Source organism: Trichocoleus sp. ST-U1 (genome assembly GCF_039961835.1).
Taxonomy (GTDB): Bacteria; Cyanobacteriota; Cyanobacteriia; order Cyanobacteriales; family FACHB-T130; genus FACHB-T130.
The window spans coordinates 1-18,265 of sequence record NZ_JAMPJZ010000096.1; the positions used below are offsets into that span (position 1 = coordinate 1).

The 18,265-nt window shown below is 48.1% G+C and carries 14 protein-coding genes and 1 pseudogene; 7 read left to right on the forward strand and 8 right to left on the reverse strand.

The window, feature by feature from the left end; all coding sequences use genetic code 11:
• Positions 1-114: 114 nt before the first annotated feature.
• Positions 115-319, reverse strand: a pseudogene (locus NDA06_RS23065) (hypothetical protein); the annotation flags it as partial.
• 317 nt (positions 320-636) lie between these two features.
• On the opposite strand from NDA06_RS23065, the gene NDA06_RS23070 reads away from it, so the two are divergent.
• Positions 637-3,057, forward strand: coding sequence for a hypothetical protein (locus NDA06_RS23070; protein ID WP_242033808.1), 2,421 nt, complete (start codon positions 637-639; stop codon positions 3,055-3,057).
• 325 nt (positions 3,058-3,382) lie between these two features.
• Here the strand turns inward: NDA06_RS23070 and purU are convergent, their stop codons facing one another.
• The 5 genes from purU to NDA06_RS23095 form a co-directional block, all read right to left on the reverse strand.
• Positions 3,383-4,237 (reverse strand): formyltetrahydrofolate deformylase, encoded by an 855-nt coding sequence (gene purU / locus NDA06_RS23075; protein ID WP_190531377.1) that lies wholly within the window; start codon positions 4,235-4,237, stop codon positions 3,383-3,385.
• Positions 4,234-5,352 (reverse strand): DUF4340 domain-containing protein, encoded by a 1,119-nt coding sequence (locus tag NDA06_RS23080; protein ID WP_347277071.1) that lies wholly within the window; start codon positions 5,350-5,352, stop codon positions 4,234-4,236. The genes purU and NDA06_RS23080 overlap by 4 nt, the downstream gene beginning before the upstream one ends.
• Positions 5,337-7,268 carry a Gldg family protein gene (locus tag NDA06_RS23085; RefSeq protein WP_190987159.1) on the reverse strand — a complete coding sequence of 644 codons (1,932 nt, stop codon included), beginning with the start codon at positions 7,266-7,268 and terminating at the stop codon, positions 5,337-5,339. Before NDA06_RS23085 ends, NDA06_RS23080 begins: the two co-directional genes overlap by 16 nt.
• Positions 7,269-7,512: 244 nt before the next feature.
• Positions 7,513-8,316, reverse strand: a complete 804-nt coding sequence (locus NDA06_RS23090) for an ABC transporter permease (RefSeq protein ID WP_190987160.1) — start codon at positions 8,314-8,316, stop codon at positions 7,513-7,515.
• Positions 8,317-9,369, reverse strand: coding sequence for an ABC transporter ATP-binding protein (locus NDA06_RS23095; RefSeq protein WP_348251878.1), 1,053 nt, complete (start codon positions 9,367-9,369; stop codon positions 8,317-8,319).
• A gap of 99 nt (positions 9,370-9,468) precedes the next feature.
• On the opposite strand from NDA06_RS23095, the gene NDA06_RS23100 reads away from it, so the two are divergent.
• Complete coding sequence (locus tag NDA06_RS23100) at positions 9,469-11,526, forward strand: S-layer homology domain-containing protein (RefSeq protein WP_190986823.1); 2,058 nt, start codon at positions 9,469-9,471, stop codon at positions 11,524-11,526.
• A gap of 200 nt (positions 11,527-11,726) precedes the next feature.
• The gene (locus tag NDA06_RS23105; protein ID WP_190986824.1) at positions 11,727-12,434 is read left to right on the forward strand and encodes a hypothetical protein; all 708 of its coding nucleotides are present in this window, start codon (positions 11,727-11,729) and stop codon (positions 12,432-12,434) included.
• Between the two features lie 48 nt (positions 12,435-12,482).
• Here NDA06_RS23105 and NDA06_RS23110 read toward each other — a convergent pair whose 3' ends face one another.
• Complete coding sequence (locus tag NDA06_RS23110) at positions 12,483-13,043, reverse strand: phycobiliprotein lyase (RefSeq protein ID WP_190432067.1); 561 nt, start codon at positions 13,041-13,043, stop codon at positions 12,483-12,485.
• Between the two features lie 137 nt (positions 13,044-13,180).
• Here NDA06_RS23110 and NDA06_RS23115 point away from each other — a divergent pair, with 137 nt between their 5' ends.
• Positions 13,181-13,705, forward strand: coding sequence for a hypothetical protein (locus NDA06_RS23115; RefSeq protein WP_190427404.1), 525 nt, complete (start codon positions 13,181-13,183; stop codon positions 13,703-13,705).
• 64 nt (positions 13,706-13,769) lie between these two features.
• Here the strand turns inward: NDA06_RS23115 and NDA06_RS23120 are convergent, their stop codons facing one another.
• Entirely contained in the window at positions 13,770-14,441 is a 672-nt protein-coding gene (locus NDA06_RS23120; RefSeq protein WP_190415008.1) for a HEAT repeat domain-containing protein, read from the reverse strand.
• 66 nt (positions 14,442-14,507) lie between these two features.
• Here NDA06_RS23120 and ptsP point away from each other — a divergent pair, with 66 nt between their 5' ends.
• The 3 genes from ptsP to NDA06_RS23135 all read left to right on the forward strand — a co-directional run.
• On the forward strand, positions 14,508-17,015 hold the full coding sequence (gene ptsP / locus NDA06_RS23125) for a phosphoenolpyruvate--protein phosphotransferase (protein WP_190986829.1): 2,508 nt from the start codon (positions 14,508-14,510) through the stop codon (positions 17,013-17,015).
• Between the two features lie 21 nt (positions 17,016-17,036).
• A complete protein-coding gene (locus tag NDA06_RS23130; protein WP_190415010.1) occupies positions 17,037-17,402 on the forward strand; it encodes a Lin0512 family protein in 366 nt (121 codons plus the stop codon).
• A 161-nt stretch (positions 17,403-17,563) separates the two neighbouring features.
• On the forward strand, positions 17,564-18,265 hold a 702-nt coding region (locus tag NDA06_RS23135), incomplete at its 3' end, for a styrene monooxygenase/indole monooxygenase family protein (protein WP_348251879.1).

Below are 18,265 nucleotides of genomic sequence, written 5' to 3' on the forward strand. Positions count from 1 at the left end.
GCTCAATCGCCAACTCTTAGCTCACACTGTTTGTCGTTGGCTCAACCGTCATAGCCTTGACCCCTTGCAGTTTGAGCAACTTCTGGCTAGCTAGTTTTAGTCGCACATCGCGTTACCTTCGTAGGGTCTTTCACTTCTCAAGGTGTTCACGCACTCGCCTGTCGCTACATCCCAAAGCTTAATCATTTCATCTTGCCCAGCACTCGCGAGTATTTGTCCATCTGGACTGAAGACAACTGACCAAACTCCATTAGATATGTCCCTGGAAAGCTTTCAGGCATTCACCGCTACTAACATCCCACAACTGCACAGTGCGATCGCTATATAACCTACTCAAAATTATCCTGAATCTGTTCTGCTAGCTTTCCAGACAACGCAGTTTTGCCAATCCCGTCCATACCCAGCAATGCTACCTGGCGATCGCTGCCGCCTACTCGTGCCAGTTACTCTAATAGTTCTTCTGGTACTTCAATTGTGATTCTTGGTACGGTCGCACTGGGCTGGTGTCAACTTCTAATAATTTTCAGGTAGCGTTTCCCATGTGGTGACAATGGGCTAAAAATGCTAATAATGAGTGGGTTGTAGCTCGGTCAGCAACAACTGTGCAACACTTCCAGAAATATAAAAATATTAGTCATGCCTCAACTAAGTATCTCTACTCTGAGCCGCCGTTATTTTCTTAGTTATCTGGCTTTAGGTACATTCGGCCTGATGGCAAAAGACTTGCTTTATCCAGCTAGCGCTATGGCTGATAGCAAGGAAGTAGAAAAAAATATTTCTATTGTAGAGAAATATCATATTTTTGTTCCTTATGCAACAGCTAAGAACGGGGGAAAGGAAACCTTTCCTTTGCGTTCTGGAGAGACTTGCTCCGTAAATATTATCCCCCGAACGGAAGAAAATCAAGAGATGACTATCAAAGGTCGTGGTCAAAAAGGTAAAGATATTACTGTAGTTTTTCATACCTTATATGACCAAGAATTAAGGCTAGCTGACCAGATTTATCAAGAAATCGATAAAAATACGCAATTTCTCGAAGAATCAAGTAAGAAGAAATGCAAATTTGTGTATGAAGATATCGAGGAAGCTAAGTACATTAACGATTTAATTGCATTAGATTTCCTGGATTATGTGATAGATTCCTCAAAACTAGATAATAGAATTCAACAGCGTTATCAACTTGCCAGTACTAATTCGCGCTTACTGGGAATTAAGCAAGCCATTGAATCTACATTAGCTGAATCTGAACTGACTGAGACAGAAAAGAAACTGATCGTAGGAACCTACGCATACGTCCGCGCTGAAGAACCTGTACCTGACTTTAAAGCGCTCACAGATTTAGACTCGATTGTTGCAAGCTCTTCCCTGCCTTTAGAAATCAAACGGATTTACTCGATAGCGAGTGCAAAATCAAGAGCATTAACAGTTGATTTGATTCTGGTCAAACAGATTAATGATACTAAGGAACTAACTTCTGAAGAAAAAGCAAATTACCTGTCGATTTATCAGGCAGTACGTGATGGCAAAACAACAACCGATGAAGCAACGTTGAACTCCCTAGACTCCTTCATCCAAAATGCAGATATTCCAGCAAATGCTAAAGTTGTTTACTCATTAGCAAGGGATCAGGATTTAGACAATCTAGACAATCCAGAAGATTTTACTCAAACAGTAGATACTCTCGTAAAAGATGCTGATGAAATCAGACATAAACTGGAGCGGGCGAAAAAACAAGGTGCAGCGATTGTCCCGCAAGCTACGAAAGTGCTGACTACGATTGGAGCAGAAACAGCAACGGGTGTTAGTATTAGCAGTTTGTCTGGAGCAGCTGCAACAAATGCAACTTTAGCCGTTTTAGGTGGTGGTTCTGTTGCGGCTGGTGGTTTGGGAATGCTGGGTGGGTTAGCCGTAGCAACAGGAGGAGCGGCACTAATTGGAGCCGCAGGGATGCTGTCTATTGCCTTAGTCTCAGAAATGGATAGCGAAGATCAAAAAAATCTGGGGATTGCTATCGGTACAGGAACAATAGCTGGTGCCACCACTGTTTTAGCGGCTTGGACTGCTGCCAGCGCTTTGGGAGTCGCTGGTACGCTGTCCGGTGCTGCTGCTATCACTACTACAATATCGGCTCTTGGTGGACTAAGTGTAATGACTGGCGGTGCTGCTCTTGTGGCATCAGGTACAACATTTTTGATTTGGTCATTTCTGGAAGGGCAAAAGAATCTGAAAGGGCAAAAGAATCTGAAAGAGCAAAAGAAACGAGATCAGGCAGTGCTGCGCCAGTTAGAAACTCGAACTTATACCTTGACTGAAGATCCATTACCAGGCTCTTTGGGAGAATTCCTTCAAAAGAACGTGCAGAAATACAATTTTGAGGAAGGTTTTTCTGCTCCTAATATGCCCTTGGATAAGTTGTCAAATGCGCTGTCTACTTGGTTATCTGTTAATCGTGAGGAAAAGGTAATCGCTTTGATAGACAATAGTATATGGCATGATGCGAAAGAGGGTATTGTATTCACAGAGCGCAGGCTCATCTGGAAAAACAAATCGATCGAGTACGAAGATTTAGCAAGATTTGTCAAGACAGAAACGGCATTAGTCTCACTGCTATCTCAAGAAAAACAAAAGCAGAAATTATCTAAGTTAAAAAAGGTGGTAGATATTTTATCCGACAAGAATTACGCAACGGATATGTCTAAGTTGAAGGAGTTAGTAGCTATAGTATCTGATGACCAAAATTTAGCCGAGCTTGTATCCCAAGAGAAGTCCAGAAATAATGTCCCTAGATTGAAAAAAGTAGCCGATATTTTATTGGACGAGCGGGACAATAAAAATTTGTCCAAAGTAAAAGATGTTACAGATATTTTATCTGATAAAAATGAAGATGACTTAGTAAGATTTTTAACACCGCAATTAGCATCACAGCTATCTGACAAGCAATATATGAATGACTTGTCTAAGTTTAAAGATGTAGTAGATAAATTATATGATGAATCTGACAAGCAGAATCTGACTACGCTGCTTAGAGAAATTGGTCAAAAATATAGTACAGTTTAAGCAGAAATCCTCTTCTCGTTCTTGTGATGCTATGTATAGCAATCCTATTTGAATTGTGAGATCCCAGAAGTTCACATCCCCGACTTCTCTTAGAAGTCGGGATATAGTCTTCACGAATTATTTAGGATTGCTATATAGTGGAAATTGACAGATTTGTTCTAAAGTTATGCGTAGAAATACTGCTATAAGTTAATAATGCTTCATAGGTTTACCAGCTAATATCTTTGAGTAGCACGCTGTTTTTACTCTTAGTTAGAGTAGTCGTCATAAGGCATTAATTAGATTTTATTAGCATACAAAAAATCATTTTAGAGCTTCTTGATTTTTACTCAAAGACTACTGTGCGATTTCCGTATACCAACACGCGATTTCGCAAGTGCGATCGCACTGCTCTCGCTAATACGACTCGCTCTAAATCTTTGCCTTTGCGAATCAAATCGTCAACCTCATCCCGGTGACTGACTCGCACTACATCTTGTTCAATAATTGGGCCTGCATCCAAGTCGGGGGTGACATAGTGAGCCGTTGCACCGATAATTTTGACGCCGCGTTCGTAGGCTTTATGGTAGGGATTAGCTCCTACAAATGCAGGTAAGAATGAGTGATGAATATTAATAATTTGCGGAAATTGACTAATAAAATCAGGGCTGACGACTTGCATATATTTTGCCAGCACAACTAAATCAATGTTGTATTGCCGCAGTAATTCTAATTGTTTGGCTTCCTGCTGTGATTTTGTTTCTTTGGTAATCGGAATGTGATGATAGTCGATGCCAAATTGAGCGGCTACATCTTTTAAATCGGGATGGTTGCTGATAATTAGTGGAATTTCGGCGGAGAATTCTTTTGCTCTATGACGCCAAATTAGGTCAAAGAGACAATGATCTTGTTTGCTTACCCAGATGGCAATCCGGGGTACTGTGTCGGAAAAGTGCAGCTGCCAGTTGGCTTGTAGAGGTTGCGCGATCGCGTTAAATGCTGGCCCAATCAACTCACGCGGTAGATTAAAATCTTCTAACTGCCACTCAATTCGGGTGAGAAATAACCCAGCCGCAAAATCAGTGTGCTGATCGGCATGAATAATATTGCCGCCATTAGCGTAGATAAAATTAGCAATTTTTGCCACCAATCCTCGTCGATCGGGGCAGGAAACTAGCAGCGTTGCGGTGGGGCTGTTCATGGTGAGGGAGAGGGGCTAGGCTGAGGTGACTTTTCGGTTTTTGAAGTCTCAGTTTTACTATTTTTTGGTGAAGGAGAGGGGCTGGGCTGAGGTGACTTAGCGGGTATTGCTTTGTCTGGTTTTTTGTCTAAAGTATCTTTCTGACTTGCTGGGGAAGGAGAAGGACTCGGCTTATCTGACTTAGACGGTGTTGCTTTTTCAGCAGGCTGGTTTTTAGTAGTTTTTGGAGAGGGGGAGGGACTAGGTTTATTTGACTGAGAGGGTGTTGCTTTGTCTGAATTTTTGCCGGAAGTATCTTTCTTAATTTCCGGGGAAGGAGAAGGACTCGGCTGAGGTGACTGAGAGGGTGTTGCTTTGTCTGAATTTTTGCCGGAAGTATCTTTTTTACTTGCTGGAGAAGAAGACGGACTCGGCTGAGGTGACTGAGAGGGTGTTGCTTTGTCAGAGGTTTTATCGGGACTATCTTTTTTAACCGCTTCCTTGGCTTTCCATTCGGACAGAGGGCGTTTTACACCATACTCGAAGTCTATCGGGACTAAAAGCACCTCTAGCTGCTGAGGGGTCTGGGCGGGGGGGTCAACTTGAGCATACAAGAAACTACTATTGAAGTTAGGCTTCCCCAAAATTATTTGATGAGTTTGCTGATTGTTCAGCTTGACTTCTACCGTCGCTTGGGGTTTGTCGAGTCCATATTCTTGCAGCTGGTTAGGGAAGATGGAGAGGGTGCGATCGCTCTTGCCATCTACCAGTAAATTTAGCAAGTATGAAACAGATGGATCGCTGGCTGGGACGTCGCTGGGCGATTTCATCTGCCATTGAGAAATACTCGTCTTGTCCACAGCTTCCTGCGTGACTCGCTCAAACTTCAAGGTTTGTTCCTGACTTTTAACTGTCAAAGCCTGTATCTGGTCTTTTTCAAAAGAAAAGATTTCCTTTTGTTTTGCCTGTGCTGCTTCTCGCTGGGGGGCACCTTTAATTTCATAAAAATAAACGAATCCCCCCAAACTCAGCGCCAACAATATCAGAATCCAAGTTGTTCGTTTTAGCTTCATAATCAACACGCGAGTTGATTTTAGATTAAATCCAAAATCTGAAATTACTAACGTCTGAACCACCAAACCAGTCCGGCTGTAAGGAACCCGATTAAGGGCATAATCAACACAGCTATCCAACCCAATAGATTGGCTTGGTCTTGGGACAAGTTGATGCGACGGTCTTTTACTTCTTTGGGACGGATGGATAAAAGTTGTTCATCCTGTTTGCTTAACCAGCTGACGGAGTTGAGGAATACATCTCCATTGAGTTGCTGCTCGAACAAACCATCGCTTGCAAAATCAGAATTACCCAGGACAACTAGGCGGGATTCTGCTGGCTTTTGGTCAGCATTTGCCGTCTTTGCCGGTGAATTGGTTGGACTTGGGGACGCGCTGGGGCTAGCAGTTGCTGATGGGGCCGGAGAAGCTGATGTCGTCGCCGTTGGAGTTGGGGACGGGCTGGGGCTAGTAGTTGCGGTTGGGCTGGGAGAAGCTGATGTCGTCGCTGTTGGAGTTGGGGACGCGCTGGGGCTTGCGGTTGCGGGTGGGGCGGGAGAAGCTGATGTCGTCGCCGTCGGGCTTGGGGACGCGCTGGGGCTTGCGGTTGCGGATGGGGCGGGAGAAGCCGATGGCGTCGCCGTTGGAGTCGGGGATGCACTGGGGGTGGGGCTAGCGGTTGCTCCTGGAGACGCCCCTGGAGTCGCTGTTGGAGTTGGGGATGGTGCAGACACACTTTGGGGAGGATAGACGCGATTTAGGGCGACGCCGAGAATTAAAGGCCCTTGGCGATCGCTTTCGGGATCAAACTGCAAGCGATCGCTTTCGGGATTGCTCTCAGCCCAACTCTGGTCGTTTGTCACCAGCAAAGGCGTCGCCTGGATACCGGCGATGGGAGTCACTTCAATCGGTCGTGCAAACGGGTAGAAAGAACGACCATCCTGAAAATCTTTCGTAATCGGATGTTGACCGTAGCGCGTCACCATAATCACCGCCGGACTCAGTCCCGCCTGACCGCCGGACAAGTCAATGGCAAGACGATTATCCAGCCTCACGCCCCAATCTTTGAGCAAGTTATCCAGACCGGGATTGGTATTCCGGTCTACCATCACCAGTAGCCTACCGCCGCGCTTCAGGTAATCGCTCAAAGCAGTGACTTCAGCGGCAAACAGCGCCCGTTTGGGGCCAGCAATGACGATGAGGTCAGCATCTTGGGGGATTCCTGGAGTTTTCGCCAAATCTAGGGGTTGAGTGGTGTAGCTTTTCTCTCCCAGGCTACTCACCGCCTGAGAGATGCTTCCTTGCGCCGCTTGTAAGGGACGTTCGCCGTGACCTTGGAGGAAGTAAACCTTGCCAACGCGATCGCTCGTAATTTGGGCGATCGCATTCGTCACCACTGTTTCTGAAAGGCTCTCCCCGCGCTGCGGATTCACTGTCTGGATGAGCTTTCGTCGTCCCTCCGATTCCAGATAAACTTCCCCTAGAGATTGAAGGTTAAACCTTTGAGCCAGTCCGGGTCGCAGTTGCGGATCGACAAATTCAAAACTAAATTGAGAGCCATATCGTCGGTAATTTTCCAACAATTGTTGGTCTTGAGGATTCGGATTTTCTTCAAATACCCACAACTTGACTGGCTGCGATAAATTTTGCACTAATTGCTGCGACTGGGGGGCAAGGGTAAATAGCTGATTTTCCGTTAAATCCACTCGCACAACACGGCGAACACCCAGAAAATTAATCAGCCCCAAAATCACCAAAACCGCCAGTGTTGCTGCTAGAGCATTGGTTCCCGCCTGAGTTGATCGGCGTCCCCAAAAGCCATTTGGCGAACCGCCCAAAGATAGCAGCCATAACCCAATAATTACAATTCCAGCAACGATTAAACCTACGGGCACAGAACCCCAGCTACTGGATACCAATCCAGCGACTAGACCCGTAATTGTTAGAACTGGGCCAAGCAAAAAGAGATATTTTAAATACTTCCAATTAATGGTTTTCATGTTGGCTAATCAGTAATTGGTAATTGGTAATTGCTGCCAATAGATTTTAGGTAAGTGTTTAGCTTAGGTAACAGTTCATCAATGATAGGTTTGCGGGTGCCGATCTGTTCAATCGAGATGCAGGAAACCTCGAAGGCGGTCTTTGTAGACGCAAGCCCCACCCTTTAAGGTGTGGGCTACTTGCATCTCATGCATTCAGTCTTCTCATCGCAACCACTCCATACGCGATTCGCCATTCGTCAATTTAAGAACGCTGATAGCGCAAGGCATCGATAGATTGAGCAGTCAGAAACACGCCTAAGATAATGTAGCTTGCAAACATAATCAAACTGCTGGTATCAACCACACCTTGTACTAGGGTGTTGTAATGTTTGACTAAGGATAAATGATTCCATGCTTCTCCTAACACGCCGCCGGTCAGTTTCGCTAAAAGCTCGATCAGCGAGAAGCATAAAATTAGCACAAAGGTAAGAATTGCTGCCAAAATTGTGCTTTCGGTGAGGGAAGAAATAAACATTCCCAGGCTAAGAATCGCAGCGGCAACCAAGATTAATGCTGCATGACCCAATAGCGGCACCGCCGGGGGTAGGGGTGGGCTTGATGCATTAAAAGCGATCGCTTCGTATGCCAGTAACGGCAGCACCATTGTGATAAAAAATGTCACTACCCCCAACAATTTACCCACCGCCACCGCCCAGTTGGTGACTGGCGAAGTGGCTAATAGCTCTAAAGTCCCTCGCTTGCGTTCCTCGGAATACAGCCCCATTGAGAGAATGGGCAGAATAAATAACGATAAAAAGAACATTGCCCCAAGAAAGCTTTGGAGGGTGTTATAGGCGACATCAATGGGGGGAACGGGTGCGCCGATTTGCTGTCCTTGAAAATAAATATCCAAAGCGCGATCGCTCTCACTTTGCAATGCAGTGAGGAAAAATAAGCCAGCTAAAAACCAGAAAGCACCCGCGACAATATATGCCAGCGGCGAAGCAAAATAGCCCTGCAATTCCTTACGGTAAATCGCCACAATATTACTAACGATCGTGCCCATTTATTCAGCTCCTCTAGATTGCTCATTGGCAACGATGACAGCAGCTTCTGCTGGCGAGGTAGCGGATGTCCCATTGCCATCGGTTTCATCCGTATCGATATCTACAACTACCTTTTCTTGGGTCGTCAGTTCGATAAACACGTCCTCAAGACTAGCGCGAGTGCGTCGCATTTCATACAATGCCACCCCTGCCCCAACTAAAACCGCAGCAATATCACGCGCCGGTTCGGTGCCCGGATCTGATACTACACGGATTAGACGGCGATTGGGCGGTAATTCCTGGCTGGGGATGGATTCGACAAATCGAACTCCGGGCAAAACTAAAAGCATCTGTTGCACAGCTTCTACATCCCCGTCGATTTCCAATTCATAGCCAGATCCTCCCGCTAGCTGTGCAACTAGATTTTCCGGGCTATTCGTTGCCACAAGCCGACCGCGATTGATAATTGCCACCCGGCTGCAAGTCATGCTAACTTCCGGCAAAATATGGGTGGAGAGAATGATTGTGTGGCTACCGGCAAGGCTTTTAATTAAGTTGCGAACCTCGATAATTTGCCGAGGGTCGAGACCAACCGTGGGTTCATCTAAGATAATCGCAGGTGGGTCGTGGACGATCGCTTGGGCAATGCCAACCCGTTGGCGAAAGCCTTTTGAAAGCTTGTGGATGAGTACCTTGCGCTTTTCGGTGAGGTTGCAGCGTTCCATTGCTGAATTTACTTGGGATTTGCGATCGCGTCCGGGAACCCCCTTTAGCCGCGCCACAAAATGCAAAAATCCCTCCACGCTCATGTCAGGATACAAAGGTGGCGTCTCCGGTAAATATCCAATCCGCCGCCGTACCGCCATTAAATCTTCATGCACATCGTACCCAGCAATCCGGGCAGTCCCACTGGAAGCGGGTAGATATCCCGCCAAAATCCGCATGGTTGTCGTTTTTCCGGCACCATTCGGCCCCAAAAAGCCCAAAATTTCCCCAGGTTCCACATTAAAGGTGACATCCTGAATGGCTGGGGTCGCGCCATAGATTTTGCTTAAATTTTCAACTTCGATCATTATGGGTCATCGGTCATTGGTCATTGGTTATTGGTCATTGGTCAAAAGCAAACAACTAAGGACAAATGACAAAGGACTAAATTCAAAACTCTTTACTTTATGGGTCAACCAATGCTTTATGTCAACCCAGCAACTGGCAAAGATAACAGTGTCGGGAACTCATCTGCCCCACTGAAGACGCTGACTCGTGCCCTGAAGCAGGCTCAAGCCGGAACTTCGATTCAGTTGGCATCTGGGATTTACAATGCGGCAGGGGGAGAAGTATTTCCTCTGGTAATCCCGGCTGGGGTGACGGTGGTAGGGAATGAATCCAGCAAAGGCAAGGGAATTCAAATCGAAGGCAGTGGGGAATATATTAGCCCAAGCTTTGGCTCCCAAAATATTACCCTGCGGCTGGAAACGGATGCCCAACTGCGGGGAGTCTCAGTGACGAATCGGGGGGCGAAGGGGACAGGGGTTTGGATAGAATCGACATCGCCAAGGCTGGCGAATAATACCTTTACCAGTTGCAGTCGCGATGGCGTCTTTGTCACGGGTACTGCGAAACCGGCAATTTTAGATAATGTATTTACCCAAAATGCCTCCACAGGTCTTTCTCTCGTCCGCAATGCCAAGGGGGAAGTGCGTCGGAATGTGGCAGAGAGAACGGGTTACGGAATTTTGATTGGAGATCAAGCGGCTCCCCTAATTACCGATAATAAGATTTTTGCGAATCGGGCGGGGATTTTTCTGTCTCGTGACGCGACCCCGGTGCTGCGTCGCAATCTCATTGAGAAAAATACACAAGCGGGGCTAATTATCAATGATGGGGCAAAACCGCAGCTAGGGAGCCGTCAAGAGCCAGCAGGTAATATTTTGCGGGATAACGGGGAAGTCGATCTGCAAAATCTGACGCGGTTCGCGGTCGTCTCAGCGGGAAATCAGCTGAATCCAGTGCGGGTGCAGGGAACGGTGGAATTTGTGGCGGCGACGGTTGCCGCTACTTTTACAATGGGACCCGCCCAGTTTAGCGATGTTGCCGGTTATTGGGCGGAAGCGTTTATTCAGGCGCTAGTGGCGAAAAATCTGATGAGTGGCTTCCCGGATGGGACGTTTCAGCCAGAAGCGGCAATGACTCGCGCCCAATATGCCGCAGCGATCGCGAAAACCTTTAACTTGCCGCCACGACCGGGAAATCAGAGCAGTTTCAAGGATATTCCAGCAGATTTTTGGGCGGCGGGGGCGATCGCGAAGGCTGCATCGATGGGTTTTATCTCTGGGTTTCCAGATAACACATTTCGACCGGGGCAAAATCTAACGCGGGTGCAGGCGATCGCATCTTTAGTCAGTGGTTTAGCACTTACGGGGGGTAATTCTAGCGTCTTGGGAGTTTATGGCGATCGCGCTCAAATTCCCAGCTACGCCACAGATGCCGTCGCTGTTGCCACCACGAGGCGCATGGTGGTGAATTATCCCCAAGTTCAACAACTTGAACCGATGCGAGACATTACCCGCGCTGAAGTTGCTGCACTCATCTATCAGGCATTAGTCACCACAGGGGAAGTCAAGGCGATCGCTTCTCCCTATATTGTCAATCCGGAAGTGAATCCCGACTCGTCCCTTCCCAGCTTCAGCGACATTCAGGGACACTGGGCAGAGAATTCTATTCGAGGATTGGCAAATCAAAACCTGCTGGGTGGCTTTGCCGATGGCACTTTCAAGCCAGATGAGCGACTGAATCGGGCGGGATTTGCGGCTTTATTAGTGAAAGCTTTTAACCCCACTTCCAAACGCCCAGCCATCCAGTTTACCGATATCCCCCCGACTTTTTGGGCGCAGGCGGTGATTCAACAAGCTTATAGCGGTGGCTTCATTACGGGATTTCCCGACCAAACCTTCCGCCCTCAGCAGCCGGTTCTGAGAGTCCAGCTGATTGTTTCTCTGGTGAGTGGATTGGGCTTTGCCTCTGGGGATGAAAAACTATTAGACAAGTACGAAGACCGCGCAGCGATTCCAGCCTATGCCCGCCCTGCTGTTGCTGCTGCTACACAAAGAGGTATCATTGTGAACCACCCGGCACCCGCACAACTCAACCCAAATCGAGAAGCCACACGAGCCGAGGCAGCTGCTATGGTTTATCAAGCATTAGTTGCCACTGGGCGATTGCCTGCTTCCTAGGGGCTTTCGCCTTCGGACAAAAAATCTTGGGCGATCGCAATAAATATATCGCCCGTAGGCAAATGCCCTTTTTGTCCAATACTTCTCCTGAACGAGTGCTGAGAGTGCAAGATATAAATATCACCACTGACTAATGACCGATGACAGCTAAACGCTAATCTGCGATTAATATTATTTCTGGTCTGCCAAGTTAACTTCTGATGACAGAGTCAACACAAGACTCAGCTACTGCCTACGCAACGACGCTGCTTCTTTACTATTGTTTTGAACTGATTAGGGGTTACACGGCTGAGGAATTGGTAGCCCATTGGGTTCGCGACTTTGGTGCCGACTGGGTGCCTCTAGCCGTGATTGAGGCGCTTTATCAGGGACGTTACAAAGCGATTTCTGTCGAGCAAATCTTAAATTTCTGGTCTCGGCGCGGTCAAGCCCTGTATCACTTTAACTACGATTTTGAGCGCTTAGTTTGCCGCAATTTTCCCCAAAATTTGACGGAAGCAGCCGAGCCGCTACCGGCAACCTTCGCGGCTAACCCGGAGCCGAGTCTAGAGCGAATCAAGGTTAAAGAGGCGATGAATTCAGTTGAGTCATCCTCAACGGAAGCCGCCACTGCCAGTAACGAGGCGATCGCGATCGCCCACCCAATTGCGATCGCCCAGACGCCCTCCCCAGAGGCTGCTGCTTCCGTCCTGTCAGAACCGACAAACACGGACAACCCTAGGGACGTTGCCAATTCAGAAGACGCCAACGCCAGCCTTGCGCTGCGTTCTAACCACAAAAATTATCAAGCAAATTGGTCGCGCTGGGATGTCAGCAAGCGACCAATACACCAATTCATCCCAACGGCAGATGATTCTGAGTTTTACCAAAAACTCAAAGCCGTTGCCCAGAGTGATGAAGAGACTTAAGCCCTTGAAAACGGAAAATTAAAAATGAACAATCCTCATTTTTAATTTTTAAGTGTTGGCGACGGTGTCAGCGGCTTTTTCTTGTGGCTTTGCGACGCCCATGCGAATTTCCGAGCAAAAAGAAGCCATTGAGAAGCCGCCAAATCGCTTTAAAATGCTGGCTCGTAGCCGCAAGTTTTCGCTAGCAAACCAGATGCGTTCTTCCGAGTACATCGTTTCATACTCGGTAATCAGCGTGAATGAATTATCGCTACCGATGACATAGCGACCGGCGACCGATGCTTTCTCGGCATAGCCCATGTCGCGCAGCAACTGACCTTCATTCGGCTTCTCTGGATCGGGAATCGGGACGAGAACGCTAGAACCCGCGTGCTTTTCTTGATCCCATTCCATCGTGCCATCCCAGCTAACGCGAGCGCCTCCCCAAGCTAAGCCTGGGTCAACTTCGTACTGTTCGCAGAGCTTGATCACTTCCGGATCTTCTGCCGAGAGCATCTCGATCTTGATGTCTGACTTGCCACTTTCTGCTTGCTTGAAAGCCAGATGGTGACTAGTCCGCTGGGAAAACCATTTGCCTGCACTCAGCTGGAAAAACTCTTGAATATCCATGAATCAAACTCTTCTGGACTAATAATTTTTAACATCACTTTCAATATCTTAGATTGACCAGTCGCTAGAGAGAGTGATAACCACTGACCTCTACTTTATAAAAGGTTAAAGAGTTTTCGGATGAGTAAACCTGCATCATGTCTAGAATTCATGGCACTCCCAGCGATGACTACATTGAAGCCACCCAGTGCGACGATGTTATTTTTGGGTATGCTGGCGACGATACCCTGGTTGGCAAGTCAGGCAACGATATCATCCACGGTGGGCAAGGAAATGACCTGATTCAAGGGGGAGAGGACGAGGATTCCCTGTATGGCGAAGGTGGGGATGACTTTTTACTGGGGGGTTCGGAGCGCGATCGCTTATTCGGAGGCAACGGCGAAGATGTCTTGGTTGGCGGCGAAGGGGACGATCGCTTAGATGGCGGTCCCGGCAATGATGTCTATATTTACGCTCCCGGCGATGGTTTTGACACCATTGAGGATGAGTCGGGAATCGATATCCTGCGATTAGACGAAATCTTCTCGAATGAGATTACGGTTGATTTCGTCCTCGGTGGTTGGCTGTGCGTATCTTATCAGGGTCAGCCCATCGTCAAGATGCGCGGTGTGGAGCATATTCAGGTAGAAGATGGCTTGTTTTCCGTCGCTCACTGGCTGTAAGCAATTAAAAATGTTCCCATTAAAAATTAAAAATGGAGAATCCCCCATTTTTAATTTCTAATTTTTAATTGTTTTCAGATAGCCGCTTCAGGGAGATGGTGGCAGCGGTAGCAACGTGGGGATGACGGTCTTTTTCCAGGTAATTGAGCGCGGAGATACTCTTGGCGCTGGGCAAGTGTCCTAGGGCTTCGGCAAGCCGCTGACGGACAAGCCAATCCTCAGCTTGGGCAAAGCGGAGAATTTGATCGACGGCTCCTACTGCTTTAATTTCACCGAGTGCCGCGATCGCTGCCTGTTGCAACACGACTTCTTCGCTATCTAATGCCCGAACCAGCACGTCGAAAGCGCGGGGATCTTTTAAATTGCCCAAACTAACGGCGGCGCTGAAACGCACCAGCCAATCGGTATCTTCGTAGAAAGCCCGCACCAAGGGTTCAAATCCTCTGATATCGCACAGGTAACCTAAGGCTCCGGCGGCGTCGGCGCGAATCCCGTAGTCGGGGTCAGTTTCTAGCAATTTCACGAGAATCGGAAAGCATTCTTCGGTCGGTTTAAGACCCAGTGCAAACACCGCCATCGAGCGAATTTGCAAGTTTTCGTCGTCTAAAACCTTTTTGATCAGGGGTACAGCGTCATCTGCCGATACTTCACGCAAAGAGGCAAGCGCCAACATGCGATCGCGTGAATTCGGACTTTCTAGCTGGGCACCAATATTTTCTAAGCTGGGATGAGTCATAAAATCCTAAGCTCTTTAATAAATCTTAACATAATTGAACGAGTTATCTCAGGAAGTGGTGGAGAGATGGTGGGAATTGTCATCGTATCGCATAGTCGAAAGCTGGCAGAGGGAGTGCAAGCGTTAGTGCAGCAAATGGTTCAAGGTGCCGTGTCGCTGGCTCTAGCCGCAGGGATTGACGATCCGGAAAATCCCTTTGGTACGGATGTAATGCAGGTTTATCAAGCGATTGAGTCGGTTTACAGTGAGGATGGCGTCCTCATCTTGATGGATTTGGGGAGTGCTGTACTGAGTGCGGAAATGGCGTTGGAGTTTCTGCCAGAAGAACGGCGGCATCAAGTGAGACTCTGCGAGGCACCGCTGGTAGAGGGAGCGATCGCCGCAGCGGTAACAGCAGCATCCGGTGCAAATATTGAGCAAGTCATCCGCGAAGCACGAGGAGCATTAGCAGCGAAAGCCTCCCAGTTATCCGGTATTAATCCTTCGGAGTCCGCCGGGGCATTGGTAAGTGCCCCAATAAGTGCCCAAAGTCAGGTAATCCATCTCACCGTCCGAAATCAGATGGGTTTGCACGCCCGTCCGGCTGCCAAATTTGTTGCTACCGCTTCCCAGTTTCAATCTGAGATTACGTTACAAAACATCACATCTAGCAGCGGATCGGTCAATGCTAAAAGCATCAATCAAGTCGTTACGCTGGTCATCCGCCAAGGGAATGAGATAGCGATCGCTGCCTCTGGAGCGGATGCCCAAGCCGCCTTGGCAGCCTTGCAACAGCTAGTAGAAGCCAACTTCGGGGAATCAGTCGCAGACGTTCGAGGTGGGGAAACCCCGCTTCCGGAGCAACCCCAATTCCCTATTTCCAATTCTCAGTTTTCTGGGATTCCTGCCTCTGCGGGTATTGCCATCGGCAATATTGCGATCTATCAACCCACCGTTCTCAACGTACAACAGCAGCAAGCAGACAATCCCGAAGCAGAATGGCAACAGTTACACACAGCAATTGAGCAAACTCGTCATCAAATTCAAACCCTCCGCCACCAAATATCTGCTACGGCGGGAGAAGCACAAGCGGCGATTTTTGATGCTCATTTGCTTTGCTTAGAAGATCCCTTTGTAATCGATCGCACGCGCCAGCTGATTTTCGATCGGAATTTTAGTGCCGCCGCAGCTTGGAAGACTGTTATCGATGAGACAGTTGCAGCTTACGAAGCATTGCCAGACTCGTACTTACAAGCACGCGCCGCTGATGTCTTTGACGTGGGACAACGAGTGATGCGATCGCTTACAGGTACGGTACCCGCTTCTATAAATTTGCCAGAACCAGGGATTTTGGTGGCGACTGACTTGACTCCTTCTGAAACGGCACAATTAGATCCCGGCAAAGTTTTGGGAATTTGTACGGTTGCTGGCGGTGCAACTTCTCACAGTGGAATTTTAGCGCGATCGCTCGGCATTCCGGCGGTCGTGGGCGTGGGTGCTGAGTTGCTGCGCTTGCAGAATGGCACGCTCATCGCCTTGGATGGGGAAACTGGCGAGGTGTGGGTGCAACCAGACGACACGCAGTTGCAAGAATTACAAGCAAAACGCAATCGCCAGCAGGCGCAACAACAAGCGTTACAAGCTGCTGCACAGCAACCCGCTATCACCCACGATGGACATCAAATTAAGGTGATGGCAAATATTTTGACAATACAAGAGGCCAAAATTGCTGTAAATATGGGTGCAGAAGGGGTGGGATTGCTGCGGAGTGAATTTTTGTATTTCGATCGAGTCAGCGTCCCGACTGAGGAAGAACAACGAGAAGCGTATGAAGCGATCGCATCCATCCTATCCCCCCATCCCCTGATTATTCGCACTCTCGATATTGGCGGAGACAAACCCCTCCCCTACCTAAACTTGCCACCAGAAGCCAATCCCTTCCTAGGATGGCGGGGAATTCGCTATTTACTGGATTCCCCAGATTTACTGAAAACTCAGCTACGGGCAATTTTACGCACCAGTCACCAACACCCCATTAAGGTCATGTTTCCGATGGTGGCATCCGTGAGAGAAATCCGCGCCGCCAAAGAGATTTTAGCCACAGCTAAGACAGAATTGCGCTCTTTGGGGATGAGTTTTGATGAAGCAATGGAAGTCGGAATCATGGTGGAAGTGCCAGCAGCGGTGACAATGGCTGACAAACTAGCCGCAGAGGTAGATTTTTTTAGTATTGGCACCAATGATTTAAGCCAGTATGTCATGGCAAGCGATCGCACAAATCCCAAAGTTGCGACTCTCGCCGATGCCTTTGAACCAGCAGTGCTGCGAATGATTCAGCAAACTGTTACCGCTGCTCATCATGCTGGGATTTGGGTGGGAGTGTGCGGCGAATTAGCTTCATCAGAGTTAGCGACACCCATTTTAGTCGGATTGGGAGTTGATGAATTCAGTATGAACTCCCCAGCCATTTCTACGGTGAAAGCAGCGATTTCAAAGTTGAGGATGGATGAAGCGGAAGCGATCGCATCTGCTGTCTTGCAGTTAGATTCAGCCAAAGAAGTCAGAGAATATATTGCAGGTCAGTTGAAAACATAAAGTGTTGTCAGAGGAGTAACTGTGGCTCGTAAACGCTTAATTATCGAGATGGGGATGGGCATCGATCAGCACGGACAGGAACCGACTGTCGCCGCAGCCAGAGCTGTCAGGAATGCGATCGCTCACAATGCTCTACCGGGTGTCTGGGAAGTTGCAGGTTTAAGCGACCCCGACCAAATGATCGTTGAAGTAAAGGTGGCAGTGCCTTACCCAGAGCAAGTACGGGAAGCGGAGGTGTTAGCTGTATTACCTTTTGGGCGCAAAACTCTCACTGTTGAGTCTGGCGGAATGGTCGTTCAAGGTCGAGCAATTGCCTCGCTCAATGATAAGAATGACGAAATGCTGATCGCGGTTGCCGCTGTTACCGTTTTGGTGGAAACCGATTAGTTGCGTAGGAAGTGGAAGCGTTTGCCACGCTTCGTTTTAGCAGCCTGCGTCCCGATATTAGAGAGATTCGTATCGGCTAATTTATTAAAGTAACTTGCTGAGTTCTCATTGAAAGCGATCGCGATTTAAACTCAGACCGACTCAACTCCGGAGGATCTCCCATGAAACGAATTGCAATTATTGGCGCTGGTCAAGCAGGTCTTTACTTAGGCATTAGTCTGGTGGATGCAGGCTATGCAGTGACTCTATTTAGCGATCGCACTCCAGAAGCTATCCTCAATGGCAAAATCATGGCAATGCCATTGTTGTTTCCAGATGCGCTACAACTTGAGCGTGACTTGGGACTCAATTTCTGGGATGAGCAGTTTCTGGGTTGCGACCAATTTCATAACAACCTGTGCGACCCACAGGGCAATGTTGCCTTAGTTGTCTCCTCCACTCTAGAAAAGCCTTGGCGAGGTGTGGATCAACGCCTCAAATTATCCGTTTGGATGCAGGAGTTTGTCCGCAGAGGCGGCAAATTAGTTGTTCAGGCAATGACGTTACAAGACTTGGAGGATTACGCTCAAAACTACGATCTGGTCGTGGTATCTGCTGGTCGTGGCTCCTTCTCGACCTTGTTCGAGCGGGACGAGCAAAAATCCCAATACGACCAGCCAAAGCGCCATTTAGCTGGCGGAATTTACACCGGACTCAAGGGAGATCCGATGAAGGGACGCACCTTTCAGGTCAGTAATATACCCGGCGCTGGAGAGATGCTCCAGTTTCCGTTTTATACCAACAGCAAAGATTCCGCTTACACTGTTGCCTTTGAAGCCTACCCTGGTGGAGCAATGGATCGGTTTGGCAAGGTCCAATCCGGT

Coding starts and splice junctions, on each gene's coding strand:
- NDA06_RS23070 (WP_242033808.1), top strand. CDS start 637: ATGCCTCAACTAAGTATCTCTACTCTGAGCCGCCGTTATTTTCTTAGT.
- NDA06_RS23105 (WP_190986824.1), top strand. CDS start 11,727: ATGACAGAGTCAACACAAGACTCAGCTACTGCCTACGCAACGACGCTG.
- ptsP (WP_190986829.1), top strand. CDS start 14,508: ATGGTGGGAATTGTCATCGTATCGCATAGTCGAAAGCTGGCAGAGGGA.
- purU (WP_190531377.1), bottom strand. CDS start 4,237: ATGAACAGCCCCACCGCAACGCTGCTAGTTTCCTGCCCCGATCGACGA.
- NDA06_RS23095 (WP_348251878.1), bottom strand. CDS start 9,369: ATGATCGAAGTTGAAAATTTAAGCAAAATCTATGGCGCGACCCCAGCC.
- NDA06_RS23090 (WP_190987160.1), bottom strand. CDS start 8,316: ATGGGCACGATCGTTAGTAATATTGTGGCGATTTACCGTAAGGAATTG.
- NDA06_RS23100 (WP_190986823.1), top strand. CDS start 9,469: ATGGGTCAACCAATGCTTTATGTCAACCCAGCAACTGGCAAAGATAAC.
- NDA06_RS23120 (WP_190415008.1), bottom strand. CDS start 14,441: ATGACTCATCCCAGCTTAGAAAATATTGGTGCCCAGCTAGAAAGTCCG.
- NDA06_RS23115 (WP_190427404.1), top strand. CDS start 13,181: ATGTCTAGAATTCATGGCACTCCCAGCGATGACTACATTGAAGCCACC.
- NDA06_RS23085 (WP_190987159.1), bottom strand. CDS start 7,268: ATGAAAACCATTAATTGGAAGTATTTAAAATATCTCTTTTTGCTTGGC.
- NDA06_RS23110 (WP_190432067.1), bottom strand. CDS start 13,043: ATGGATATTCAAGAGTTTTTCCAGCTGAGTGCAGGCAAATGGTTTTCC.